The organism is Brevundimonas sp. TSRC1-1, from assembly GCF_049898245.1.
Classification (GTDB): domain Bacteria; phylum Pseudomonadota; class Alphaproteobacteria; order Caulobacterales; family Caulobacteraceae; genus Brevundimonas; species Brevundimonas mediterranea_A.
Map to the genome: position 1 here is coordinate 49,406 of NZ_JAFCXI010000005.1, position 12,913 is coordinate 62,318.

Genomic DNA, 12,913 nt, shown 5'->3' on the forward strand with positions numbered 1-12,913 from the left:
GCAGCGGTGACGAGCCTGTGGCTTGCCGCGGGCGGCGCCGCGGCTCAAGCCCATGCCCCGGCCCCGTTCGCCGCCGCCGCCGACCAGACCCCGCACAGGTTTCGGATTTCCAGCGGCCCTCTTGCCCAGGCCCTGCGTGATCTTTCCCGGCAATCGGGCATGGCCGTTCTGGCCGACGCCGATCTGATGAACGGACGTCGCACAGCGCAGTGGCAAGGCCGAGCCACCGCCTGGAACGCCCTGACCCGGCTGCTGGCCCCCCATCCGGACCTGCAGGGCCGCATCGTCGGCGAGACCCTGATCATCGAGCGGGCGCAGGCTGCGCCGGCGCCGACGACCGTGACCCAGCTCGAGGAGGTGGCGGTCCTGGGCCGCAAAGGGGCCCTCCAGGAGGCTCTGGAGATCAAACGGGCCTATGACGGCGTCAGCGATGTGGTCAGCGTCGACGACCAGGGCCTGCTGCCCACCAACAATCTGGCGGAAAGCCTCGCGCGCCTGCCCGGCGTCAACGCCGTCAGAAACCACCAGACTGGCGAAGGCGATCGCCTGACGATCCGCGGCATGTCGACCGAATGGAACGCCTATCGGATCAATGGCGTGCGGCTGGGCGGCGCCGGGTCGCGGGCGGACAAATTCTATCGTGGCGTCCGCCTCAGCTATCTGCCGCCCGAAGGAATCCAGAACCTGATCGTGCGAAAGACCCTGACGCCCGATCTGGACGGAGACGCCCTGGGCGGCCTGATCGACATTCAAACCCCGACGGCCTTCGACGCCGACCACGACTATGTGCGGCTGTCGGCGGAAAACGGCTGGTTGACCCGGTTCGACCGACCGAAGTCGGGCAAGTTGGCCTTGGCCGTCTCGCGCCGTCTCTCGGATCAGCTGGGCCTCTTCGTCGCCGCCAACTGGAGCGACGCCCGCTCGCAATTCGAGATGGTCGGCGGCGAGAGCGACGACCTGCCGCCCGTCTGGTTCGACACCTTCTATTCGACCGGCTGGGATTTCGACCGTTTCATCATGAGGGGCATGGAACTGGCCGTCGGCGAGACCCAGGTGCGCCGCCTTGGGGTGAACGGGAGCCTGGATTGGCGAGGCGGGAAGCAGGAGCTTCACCTGCGGCTTCAGTACAACCGTTACGAGGGCGAGGAGTACCGGAACCGTCTGAATTTCCGGAACGACGGCCTGGCGGGAACCGAGCGGCTGGTCCAGGTGGACAGCGGTCGAACCGGCCTGGCGCAGCCGGACGAGATGGTGGTCGGTTCGGATCCGGATTTGGGGCGCATCTACGGTTACTCGACTGCGGACATGAAGGATGTGGACGGGGATGGGCGGATCACCGACGCCGACCGCGACGTCCGCTCCGTCTATAGTCTGGCCGGCGCATCGGGCGTGTGGGATCCGATGGGCTTCCGACTGAGACGATTCTGGGAAGCGACGCGGGAATCCGGACTGTTGTCGTCCATCACTCTGGGCGGACGGCGGTGGGACGGGCTGTGGCGGATCGACTATGATGTCTCGCTGTCGCGCTCTCAGGATGATCTGGACGAGGGCGCGCTCCTGGAATTCAGGACCGACGCCGTCGAATGGCTGGGCAATCGCGGCGTCCGGGTGATCGAGACCGACGATCCGCGCTTTCGCCTGTGGGGGCTCAATCCCGCCGGCATGGCGGCGGTTCAGGATCCGGCCGCCTATGATTTCAGACATCTGGGCGATGAGTGGGAACAGACGTCCGAGACCCTGGCGCAGGCCCAGTTCGGTCTGACCTATACGCTGACCGGCGGCTGGCTGGAGTCGGTCCAGGCCGGAGGGCGCTATATGCACTCCAACCGCCGCAGCGCGGGAGGCGCCCGCCCTGATCTGATCGGTCCGGAGACCCTGGCCGATCTGGAAGGGCTGTTCGGCGCGCCGGTCACTGACCTGTTCGACGGCCGCTATGTCGGGGACCACCGGCTGGGCGTGGTCTTGGACAGCCGACGGATGTCGGCCGAGATCGAACGGGCCTATCGCGGCGACAGCGCCTATTTCACCGTAGACCCCGCGTTCGAGCCCCAGGCCGACGCCGAGAGGTTCCGGCTAAAGGAACAGGCGGCGGCCGGCTATGTCATGGCCGCAGCCCGATGGGCCGGAACTGAGATCACGGGCGGCGTGCGGGTCGAGCACACCCGATCAAAGGTGAGTTTTCCCATTCTGGATGCGCTCCGTGGCGACGGACGGGATCAACGTCGAAACAGTTTCACCAATGTCCTGCCCTCGCTGCATCTGCGGCGCGCCCTGGAGGGCGACAAGGTCTTGCGGGCGGCGATCTGGACCAGTTTCGCCCGACCGGACATCGCCCGAATGACGTCGGCGCGGCAGTATGTCTACGATCAGGATCCCGACCGCGACGGCGAGGTCAATCCCGAGGCGGACTGGATCCTTCAGGAAATCCGCCAAGGCAATCCGGACCTGAAGCCTATGGAAGCCATCGGCTATGATCTGTCGCTCGAACACTATGGTCGATCGACAGCCTGGTCGGCGGCCCTGTTCCACAAGGACATTCATAATTTTCTCTATAGGGCCTCAACCAGTTCGATCCGCGACGGCGGACTGATTGACCGCGGGGATGAGAACGGGACGCCCGTGCGGGCCTACGCCAACGGTCGGCGGGCGCGGATCAGCGGGGTCGAACTGGCGATACGCCACGGCCTGGACTGGGCGCCCGCCCCGCTGGATGGGCTGGGCGTCACGGCCAATCTGACCTGGCAGGTCAGCCGCGCCGACGCCAACATCGTCTGGCGCGTCGGCGATCGGCTTCCCTTTACGGAGACGCCCGAGACCCTGGCGTCCGTCGAACTGTTCTGGCAGGGCGGCGGATGGGAGGCGGCGGCCGGCTGGAGCCGCCAGGGCGGCTTCCTCGAAGGTATGGATAGTTTCGCCAACGACCCCTACGAACAGGCCTACAGTTTTGTGGACATCAGCCTTCGACGACGGTTGGGCGGCGACGGCTTGGCGTCGATTCAGATCCGCAACCTGCTGAACAGCCATACCTATTGGTACACCTTCGGCTCGGGGCCGGAGGATTTGCGGGAGTACATCCGCACCGGGCCGACGGTGACCCTGGCGATCAGCCGCAGCTTCTGAGCGGATCCTGCGACGCCAGGCGGCCCGCGAACCTTCGGCTGAAGGCGCCGCCGAGGCGCGAGACGGTCAGGTCGTAGGCGCCGTCCGGCAGGACCGGAAGTCGCAGGCGCAAGGGCGCTCCAGCGCTCAGCCTGTAGCGACGCGTGGGACACAGGCCCGTCTCGTCATTGACGCAGAACCAGGCGTCCTCGGCCGGGACGATCTCCAGGATCAGGCCCCGACCTCGGCGCGGCTCTTTCAGGCGCGCCGCGACAGGGCCGTCTTCGGCCAGACAGCCGGAGAAGCGCCTGCAGAAGCCGTCGGGTCCGAGCAGGCGCAGATCATAGGGGTCGGCCGTCCGGATCAGTTCGACCTGCTCGCCGGGCGGCAGGCTGAAGGCGTCCATGGGCGCCGACGGCTGATGCGCATCGAGGATCTGAAGATGCGCCACATCGCCGCCGGCCGCGTTGCACACCGTCAGCAAAAGCTCATCCTGGGCGAAGTCAAAGCGATCCGTCACGGAGAGGCTGCTCGACCCGGAAAGATCGCGCGTCTTCGTGGTCAGGCGGGGATTGAAGGCGCCGCCCGCTCGGCCCCCGCGCCTTTGCATGGCTTCGATCATGGCAGCGCCGCGAGCCCGCAGTCGCTCACGGCGCGCCGAAGGCCCCGTGGCCGATCCGTCTGAATCACATTGGCGTCCAGGACCAGCAGTCCCTCCAGCCGGAGACACAGGTCGGGCGCCCGGACCGCCAAGGCCTCATCGACATCGCCCAGACTGTTGACCCAGATCCGCGCCGGCAGGGCCCGCGCCCCGTTGCGGAGCTGCGGGGTCAGAGACTCGGGGTCGCCGTGAATGATCGTCACCGCCGCCAGCCCCTCGACGGCGGCGGCCAAGCCGTCGGGACGGCTGACGCGCGGCATGAGCAGGGCGCGCGGCGCGAGCTCACGCACCGCCCGCAACACCGCCCTGTCGGAGTCGAAAAAGACGACCTGGTCCGTCATTCCCAGCCCCTGCACCGCCGCGACCACGGGGCCGATGCGATCCGTCTTGAGGTCCAGATCAACCAGCACCCGTCCGCACGTCTTGCGAAGCGCCTCGACCAGGGTCGGGGGCGACTCGGAACTGTCTTCCAGCCGCAGGCGACGCAGTTGGGCGTAGGTCAGGCTCTCGGCCTCGCCGGCGCCGCCGGTGGTCCGAGCCACCGTATGATCGTGCATCAGAAAGGGCACGCCGTCGGCGGAGACCTTGACGTCGATCTCCACGATGTCGGCGCCCTCGCGCACCGCTTCGTCGATGGCGGCCAGCGAGTTCTCGGGCGCGTCGAGGTGGCCGGCCCGGTGTGCGGCGATCAGCAGGGCGCCGCGCGGCTTCGCCAGTTCGGCCTGAAGGCGCGACATGACGGCGGTCTGCCCGCAGACCGGATCGGCCAGGGCCGGCGTCGCCGCCAGTCCCGCCGCCCATGCCGCGAGCAGCCCGACGATCGCGGTACGTACCGTCACTACTGGTCCTCGCGCCGCAGGATCAGCTCCGGCGTCGCCGGCTTCAGATCGGTCAGGCGCGCCGGACCCGCGCCGGGCTTGTCCAGTTGGAAGGCGTCGTACAGGGCGCCGTCCATGGTGAAGGCTCGCACCGTCAGCCGGTCGCCGGCCACCTCGACCTGCTGGAACACCTGCACGCCGCTGGCCTTGCGCTCCGTCCAGTTGAGGTCGCCCAGCGGATACTGTTTCGGCCCGACGTTGGAGACCATATAGACCGGGCCCTGTTCGTGGGGGCGGCCGCGCCCATAGGTGTGGTCATGGCCGGCCAGCACCAGGTCGACGTGATAACGGTCGAACACCGGCTGCAGCGCGGTTTGCAACTCTTCCCCGCTGCGTCCCCGAGCGGTGGAGTAAAGGGGGTAGTGCAGGAAGACGACCGTCCAGCGCGACGGGTTGTCCGCGAGTTGGCGCTCCAGCCAGGCGAACTGATCCTGCGCAGCCTGCGGGTCTTCGTCGATCATGTCGGCGTCGAGCGAGATGATGCGCACGCCCTGATAATCGACCCGATACACGGTCTCGGTCAGCATGTCGGACGGGCCGTTCTCGGGCAGGGTGAATTGCAGCCGCCACTGGGGCGCCAGCATTTGCGGGGTCTCGCCCTGGGGTTTCATGTACTCGTGATTGCCCGGCGTCATCAGCGACGGGGTCTCGGCCAGGCGGTGGGGATCCATGTCGAACCATTCGCCCCATTCCGCGTCGTTGTCGGCCCGGTTGATCAGGTCGCCGGCGAACAGCATGAAGGCCGCGTCCGGGGTCTGGCGCAGGGCGCGGCGCACGGCCAGGCCGCCCATGGAGCGGATGTCGTTCTGGACGTCGCCCATATAGAGGAAGGTGAAGGGACGAACCTCGGCGGCGGCGGTCTTGACCTGGCGCCAGGGCGACCAGGCGCCGTCCTTGCCCACGCGATAGACGTACTGGGTGTCAGGCGTCAGGCCGGTCAGCCGCACGCTGTAATAGTCGGCGGCGACGTTCTGTTCGTCCCGCGTCGTGAAGGCGGCGGAGGTGCGCTGCGCCGGCAGGCGGACGGCCTGGGCCGGATAGGCCGGCCCCGGCGTCAGCGTCGCATATTCGATGAAACCATCGCCTGCGCCCGCTTCGGCGCGCCAGTTGAAGGCCAGGCTGGTCGAGGGCGTCTCGGTCAGATTGACGATGACGCGTTCGGGCGCGGAAACCGTCTGGGCTTGCGCCGGGACGGCCTGGAGGGCGGCGAAGGCCAGGACGCTGCAGGACAGGGTCGCGGCGAGGCGCAGGGAAAGGCGCATGAGGTATCCTCGATGTCTGGAAAAGGCGCCGCTCGCGGGAGATCTCCCGCGAGCGGCAGGAGCGATCAGAGCCGCCAGTTCAGGTTCAGGCTCAGGTAACGACCGTTCTCGATGTAGTCGCGGACGCCGCCCTTTCCTGCACCGAAGGTGTAGAAGTAGGTGTAGTTGTCCAACAGGTTCTGCACCTTGAAGGTGGCCGTCAGGTTCGGCGTGATCTGACGCCGCGCCATCAGGTCCACGAAGTGGTAGTCCTGCTCATAGGGATCGTTGCCGAAGTCCTCGATGTCTTCCAGAGACACGTCCTGATAGTTGTAGGCCACATAGGCCTCCCAGCCGTTGCGCTCCCAGAACAGTTCCAGGTTCACGATGTGGTCGGGGGTTTCCATGAAGGGCAGGGTGTAGCCCTCAGGGTGCCAGAACAGGCCGGTTTCGGCTTCCGAGCGCTGGATGGTGGCGTTCGCCGCCACGCCCAGCCCGTCGAACGGGGCCGGCAGCCAGTGGAGCTGCTGGCGGGCGTTGATCTCGACGCCGCGGATCTCGGCCTTGCGACCGTTCATCGGCATGGAGACGGGCACGCCCGACGGATCGTCGAACTCGCCCTCCGTGCCGTCCCGAATGACCGACGACGAGGAGCGGAACAGGAACTTGTCCAGATCCTTGTAGAACAGCGCGACGGAGTAGGCGCCCGTGCGTCCGTTGTAATATTCCGCCGACAGGTCGTAGTTGACCGAGGTCATCGGCTCGAGATCGGGATTGCCCTGGACGATGCCGGTCAGCACCCATTCGCTGGTCGGGTTGGTCACGCCGTCGCCGTCGGGATCGCCGTCGTAGCTGTATTCCTTGACCGAGGTCATCCGTTTGATGTCCGGACGCGAAACGCTGGTCCAGATCGCCGCCCGCAGCTTGGCGTTCCGGCTCACGTCATAGTTGACGTGGATCGAGGGCAGCCAGTTGGTGAAGCCCGAGGTGTCGGTGGTGTAGTCCTCGCCCCGCACCGGGTTTTCGGTCCAGGCGCGGATGTCGTTGCTGGTGTCTTCGACCCGCACCCCGGCGATCACTTCTGCGGCGCCGAAACGGGCCGTGCCCATCACATAGGCAGACACTACCTGTTCGTCGTAGAACCAGGTGGAGGCGTAGTCGATCGAGTCCGCCTCGTTCAGCGTCAGCAGGGTCGAATTCCCCGCCTTGGCGCGTTCGATCTCGGCCATCATCTTGTCGGTGTCGATGACGGGGCCGAGTTGGTACTGGCCGGTGTAACGGCCGTCGAACATGTCGGTGATCGCTTCGCCGAACAGGGCGGAATAGTCGGCCATGGTGCCCCGGGGCTCCAGGTCGATCAGCGAACCTTCCAGGCGTTCACGCTCGGACTTGTAGTATTTGGCGCCGGCGCGGACCTCTTGCAGCCAGGAGCCTGTCGGCTGGTAGCGCAGGTTGAACTGGGCCTGGTTCAGGGTTTCCTTGGCGCCGCCGTAGCTGCCGCTCAGGCTGGAGGCGGTGTACTGGGTCAGGTCCTGGACGCCCGCCATGCCGGCGGGGTTCAGCACCCATTTCAGGTACTGCGGATCCCCCTGGCTGACGATCTCGACGCCTTCGTTGCCCTTCCACAGATAGGCGTTGCGGCCGAAGTACATCTCGTAGCTGTCGACGATATTGTCCTCGGATTCCGAGTGCGACAGGTCGTAGTCGAGGGTGAACTCGCGGAAGCGGCTTTCGCCGCCGAAGTTGACCATCTGCAGCACGCCTTCGGTCGTGCCGCCTTCCCAGTAGCGACGCAGGCGGAAGCCCTTGGGATCCCATGAACCCGACGAGCCGTTCAGGCTGTAGTATCCGTTGGAGCCCTTGTCGGCGTCGGTGATCACCCCATCCTTGTCGCGGTCGACGATCTGGGCGGTGGTGTAGTTGTAGATGGCGCCCTTGGGGCCATAGCCGATGACGGCGTTCGCGGGCTGGGTCAGGTCGCCGCGCGACTTGTCGACCTGCTCCAGGCGCGCCGAGGCGCTGGTGCCGGCCTCGTTGCGGAAGTTGAGGCGGTTCCTGAACTGGGTCTCTTCATACTCATTGTACTGACCACGCAGGTGGAAGTCGTGATTGTCGCCGCGCCAGTCCAGCGAGCCGTTGAAGCCCCAGCGCGTCACGTCCGTGTCGCCGGTGGACATTTCCAGACCGCGGGTCACGAAGGTCTGGGGATCGAAGTCCAGGCTCTGGGCCTTGCCGTACCAATTACGGGGCATATTATCCCCGGAGTTGCCGATCTGCTCGAACTGCGAGGCGCGTTCCGAGTAGTTGCCGGTCACGAACAGGCCCAGGCGCTCCGAGAACTGCTTGCCGAAGGCCATATCGGCGGCCCATGAGGTCCGGTCGTCGCGCTGTTGCAGCAGGGTGCCCTCGATCGAACCGGCGACGTGGGTCGGATCATAGTCGAAGGCCGTCGGCGTCTTGATGTCGATGGTGCCGCCGATGGCGTCGCCGTCCATATAGGGCAGCAGGCTCTTGTAGACGGTGATCGCATCCACGCCCGACGTCGGCAGGAAGCTGAGGCGCACCCCGCGGAAGAAGTTGTCGCCCGGCGATCCGGTGCCGCCCATGCGCACGCCGTTGACGGCGTAGGCGTTGTATTCGGTCGCCATGCCCCGGATCACCACCCGGTCGCCTTCGCCGGTGAAGTGGTTGCGGACCGCCGACACGCCCGGAATGCGCGATGCGGCCTCGGTCAGGTTGGACGACGGCAGCTTGCCCATGTCGTCGGCGCTGACGCTGTCCGAGATCATGTCGCTGTTGCGCTTCTCGTCGATCGAGCGGCGCAGGCCCTGCAGATAGCCGGTGACGACGACTTCATCGAGGACGGCGGGGTTGGGTTGCGCCGCCGTTTCCGCCTCGGACGAGGTCGATTGCGACTGCGATTGGGCCGCCGCCCATTGCGGAAAGGCCGCGATCAACGCCAGGCCTCCGGCCGCCGCCAGATAGCGAGATTTGGTTTTCATGATGTAGTCCCCCGTGGTCTGCCTAGGCGCAGACGACAGAGAGACTGGACGACCCGAACAAGCTGACAGGCGTCGTCAATATTTCATACGCACGTCGTCAATCTGTACTGGACAATCAACCTCAGATATACAGATCCGCCCCGTCATTGACGAACCGGCAACCTTCTTCGGCTCCGTGCCGAGGCTTTGCGCCGCGATGCCGCACGGGCCGCAAGGGTAGGGGGATCGTCCAGCCCGGACCACACTGAGCCTTCGGCGTAGGGTGCGGCGCTGAATGTAGAAGCGGCGCCGCGCTCCGTCCCGGTCGAGACCCGGCCGGTTCAGCCGGAGACCGGCATTGGACGGCGGCGGGGAGGCAGACGCTTGCGGCCTGGGGCAGGGCGTCGCCCCTGGCCATTGTTCTCACGCCCATTCCGTCTGGCGCGGCGGGTTCGGTCTCCGCCGTGTCCGGCGCGTATCCGGCTGACTTCAGAAACCGGATCATGGACTGGTTGAACAGTTCCGGGCTCTGCCAAGGCGCGAAATGCCCGCTGTCCGCCAGATACTGAAGACCGGCGCCCGGGATGGCGTCCGCTATATAGGCGGCATGCTGCGGCGTTATGAATTCATCCTCCGAGCCCGCGACGATCAGAACCTGGGGCGCCCGGATCAGGGCGAGTTGACCGGGGCCGTAGTGAAGTCGCGTTGTCTGCATGGTCCTGACCGCCCGGGTCAGCCCGGAGAAATCCGGGGCGGGCGAGAGCTCGGCATAATCGGCGGCGAGGCGGGGCCCCACCTGCCGCAGGATCGGCGCATCGCCGGCGTCCTTGCGGACACCCTGTAGATCCATATTGGCGCCGAACGCATAGATGGGGCCGAGTTGATCGCCTCGGTCCATGCCGAGCACGAGCGCCGTTATGGCGCCGTCGCTCCAGCCTATGATTGCGGGTCGGTTCAACTGCAGATGATCGATCACCGCTCCGACATCCTCGGCCAACTGATCGTAGCTCAGAGGTGTCGAACCCAGGGTGCTGCGACCGTGGCCCCGGCTGTCAATGAGGATGACCTGATAGCCGGCGTCAAGGAGAGCGGGGACCTGTCGGCCCCAGGCCCGGTGGCTGGACAGTCCTCCGTGCAACAGGATCACAGGGGGACCGCTGCCGATCACGCCGTACCAGAGATGGGCAGCCTCTCGCCAGACGCCGCCCTGTATGGGGATCCTGGGCAGGGCGCGCTCGGGCGGCAGGCTTCCGAGCGAGGATGGGTGCGGCGAACAGCCGAGAAGGCCGGGCAAGAGGACGAGCCCCAGACCGAGGGCGCGCCATGTCATGCCGCGCGATCGTTTGAAGTGGATCTGGGTCACCACGTCACCTGCAACTGGCCGATGCGTCGGATCCCCGCATAGCCCTCCACCTTGACCGGCGGCCCGGCGAGCCGGAGATGGGGCAGTTTCCGGCAAAGGGCCATCAGGCCCTCTTCGAGTTCCAGTCGGGCCAGGGCCTCGCCGATGCACCGATGCGCGCCGGCGCCGAACGCCATGTGCCAGCGAACATGATCTTGCCGGTTGATGAGGAAGGTGTCCGGATCCTGGAAGCGGGCCGGATCGCGCATGGCGGAGAGGGTGGACAGAGACACCAGATAGCCGGCCGGAATGACCATGCCGTCCAGCGTGATCGCCTCTGTCGAGAACCGGGGGAAGGAGCCCACCGGCGGTTCGAACCGCAGCGCCTCCGCCACGGCCGCCCGCGCAAGGTCAGGATTGTCGCCATAGTCGGACCAGTCTGCACCGCGCTCGGCCAAAAGGCTGACCTGCACCGCCAGAGCGCCCCGGGTCGTGTCGCTGGCGCCGATGATCAAGGTCACGATCTGGACGGCGGCTTCGGCCTCGGTCAGATCACCCGCGCCGACGGCGGCGAGCATGTCTTCAAGCAGCGCGGCGGGGGGCGTCTGGCCGGAAGCCGCGTCCGCTAGACGCGCCTTTACATAGCCTGTGAGCCAACGGGCCCCATCGACCATTCGGTCCATATCTTCGCCGGGCAGGGCCGGCGCAAAGGCGGGAGAGACTTTGTAAACCGCCCGGGCGAACTCATGCGCGTCGCTCGCCGGGGCGCCGAGGAGCTGGCTCATCACCAGGGGCGGCAGGGGCGCGCAGAACGCCTGGACCAGGTCCGCCGCGCCATCGGCCTCAAAGCCGTCGATCAAGCCTTCGGCGGCCGTCCGCACCATATCGCGTAGGGACTCGATGGCCCGGAAGGCGAAGGTGCGCGACAGGGGCGCCCGTCGTCGGCGATGCGCCTCGCCTTCTGACAGCAATACGGATGTCGCCAGGAGGTCGAACAGCGGACCCGGCGGGACGCCGCGCATGCGCGCATAGAGAGCGCCGTCGATCTGCTGCGTCCTGGGATCGTTGAGAAGCCGCTCGACATCATCCGCGCGGAGAACGAGGCAGGCCCCGTCCTCTCGTTGGATCACGGGGCTCTTTGAACGCCATTGGCGAAACAGGCCATGGGGGTCGCGCTCCAGGTCCAGTGAGGAGACCACGGGGATTGGCTCGCCTGACGGGGATAGCTCAAGAAACGGAGCGGGTTGCTGGTCCGCAGTGGTCGGATGATCGTCCTGGGGGGCGGTCCGTGTCGTCGTCATCGCTGGTCCTGTAGGTCGGAGCGGCGGCCGTACAGGCGCTGTGGGCCACGGCCGATGCGACATGTTCAGCGCGCCGTGTCACCGGCGAGCTTCAGGATCCGTGATCATCGATGACAGATGAAACCACTTGGTCGGCGCAAGGGCGCGGATGATCGGACCGCCCCCTCGATCCGTCCGATTAAAGTGCGCCGGGTCAGTGAGACTTTCGGTCCAGGGCCTCCATGGCCCGCCGCAGACGACTGTCGGTCGCCCGCAACTTGATCTCGTCCGAAACAAGCGCCGCCAGGTTCGTGAGGATCGCTCTCTGGCTGTCATCAAGCGTGCGCGGACGTGTGTCGATGACACACAGGGACCCGAGGGTGAAACCGTCGGGATCGACTACAGGGCATCCAGCATAGAAGCGGAAGTTCGGGGCGTCCGCGACAGCCGGGTTGTCAGAGAAGCGAGGGTCGGCGGACAGATCCTCTGAAATCATGCAGCTGTTCTGCAGGATGGTGTGATTGCAGAACGCCCAGCTTCTCGGCGTATCGGCCATCTCCAGCCCATGCCGCGACTTGAACCACTGCCGCGTCGGCGTCAGCAGGGTGATCAGGGAGATGGGCATGCCGAGCGTCTGCGCCGCCAGCCATGTCAGTCGGTCAAAGGCGTCCTCGGGCGGCGTGTCGACGAGGCCGGAGCGTTCAAGAGCGAGTAGACGCTGCGCCTCATTGCCGGGAAGGGGAAACAAGGAGGTCGCCTCCAGACCCTCGCCCGGCTGATCAGGTCCCCTTACGGCCGCCTCGGCCGCCTCGGCCAGATCGTCGATGTCGTTGATGAACCGAACCCGGCCCGCTCCTTGGGACGCGTCGACGACAGTCTGGCGGCCTTCAGGACCGACGACCAGTATGACGGTGTGTAGCAGGGCGACATCGGAGCCCAGCGCATGGAGCACGCCATCAGCGACGGCGAACGACTCTGCGTCGATGACCACGGCCGCCGGCGAGCGGCCGCCTATGTCCAACAAGGCGGTGAAAGGCTCGGGATAGGTTTCGACAAAGCAGGAAGGCGCGCTCTCAAGCGCGGCCTTGAACTGCGGCAACCGTTCGGGCCGCGCAATGACGATGACCCTGGCCGAGGCCGGCGTGGCCGGGAGTTCCTGACCCTTGACGAGCGCAACGACGTCGCTCCGGTAAACCCGCCGATGGCCGCCGGGCGTCTTCCACGAAGGGATCGATCCGCCCTCGATCAGCAACTGGGCGGTTCTGACCGACACGCCGAGAATCTTCGCGGCGTCCGTGGTGGTCACGATCTCCTTCTCGGCGGCGTTCATGGTCTCTCCTGCGGCTGATCGCGGTCTCGCGTCAATATGGAGGCGCACGCAGGCTCCGCCACATCACCGCCAGAATCTGATGCATTTGATGAAATTGGTAG

Annotated in this window: 8 protein-coding genes; 1 reads left to right on the forward strand and 7 read right to left on the reverse strand. The window is 66.4% G+C overall.

Features of this window, described 5'->3' with window-relative positions; all coding sequences use genetic code 11:
* Positions 1 to 6: 6 nt before the first annotated feature.
* Positions 7 to 3,120 (forward strand): TonB-dependent receptor, encoded by a 3,114-nt coding sequence (locus ACP7CK_RS16340; RefSeq protein ID WP_426026702.1) that lies wholly within the window; start codon positions 7 to 9, stop codon positions 3,118 to 3,120.
* Here the strand turns inward: ACP7CK_RS16340 and ACP7CK_RS16345 are convergent.
* From ACP7CK_RS16345 to ACP7CK_RS16375, 7 genes are all read right to left on the reverse strand, one after another.
* A complete protein-coding gene (locus ACP7CK_RS16345) occupies positions 3,104 to 3,619 on the reverse strand; it encodes a phospholipase domain-containing protein (protein WP_426026703.1) in 516 nt (171 codons plus the stop codon). The two genes, ACP7CK_RS16340 and ACP7CK_RS16345, sit on opposite strands and share 17 nt — an antisense overlap.
* A gap of 98 nt (positions 3,620 to 3,717) precedes the next feature.
* Positions 3,718 to 4,599, reverse strand: a complete 882-nt coding sequence (locus tag ACP7CK_RS16350) for a glycerophosphodiester phosphodiesterase family protein (RefSeq protein ID WP_426026704.1) — start codon at positions 4,597 to 4,599, stop codon at positions 3,718 to 3,720.
* Positions 4,599 to 5,900: a fibronectin type III domain-containing protein gene (locus tag ACP7CK_RS16355; protein WP_426026705.1), complete on the reverse strand. Its 1,302-nt coding sequence runs from the start codon at positions 5,898 to 5,900 to the stop codon at positions 4,599 to 4,601. Before ACP7CK_RS16355 ends, ACP7CK_RS16350 begins: the two co-directional genes overlap by 1 nt.
* 65 nt (positions 5,901 to 5,965) lie before the next feature.
* The gene (locus ACP7CK_RS16360) at positions 5,966 to 8,881 is read right to left on the reverse strand and encodes a TonB-dependent receptor (protein ID WP_426026706.1); all 2,916 of its coding nucleotides are present in this window, start codon (positions 8,879 to 8,881) and stop codon (positions 5,966 to 5,968) included.
* A gap of 121 nt (positions 8,882 to 9,002) precedes the next feature.
* Positions 9,003 to 10,190: an alpha/beta fold hydrolase gene (locus tag ACP7CK_RS16365; protein ID WP_426026707.1), complete on the reverse strand. Its 1,188-nt coding sequence runs from the start codon at positions 10,188 to 10,190 to the stop codon at positions 9,003 to 9,005.
* 29 nt (positions 10,191 to 10,219) lie between these two features.
* A complete protein-coding gene (locus tag ACP7CK_RS16370; RefSeq protein ID WP_426026708.1) occupies positions 10,220 to 11,332 on the reverse strand; it encodes a cytochrome P450 in 1,113 nt (370 codons plus the stop codon).
* Positions 11,333 to 11,696: 364 nt separating this feature from the next.
* Entirely contained in the window at positions 11,697 to 12,812 is a 1,116-nt protein-coding gene (locus ACP7CK_RS16375; protein ID WP_426026709.1) for a GAF domain-containing protein, read from the reverse strand.
* Positions 12,813 to 12,913 lie beyond the last annotated feature (101 nt).

Coding starts and splice junctions, on each gene's coding strand:
- ACP7CK_RS16355 (WP_426026705.1), bottom strand. CDS start 5,900: ATGCGCCTTTCCCTGCGCCTCGCCGCGACCCTGTCCTGCAGCGTCCTG.
- ACP7CK_RS16360 (WP_426026706.1), bottom strand. CDS start 8,881: ATGAAAACCAAATCTCGCTATCTGGCGGCGGCCGGAGGCCTGGCGTTG.
- ACP7CK_RS16365 (WP_426026707.1), bottom strand. CDS start 10,190: ATGACATGGCGCGCCCTCGGTCTGGGGCTCGTCCTCTTGCCCGGCCTT.
- ACP7CK_RS16375 (WP_426026709.1), bottom strand. CDS start 12,812: ATGAACGCCGCCGAGAAGGAGATCGTGACCACCACGGACGCCGCGAAG.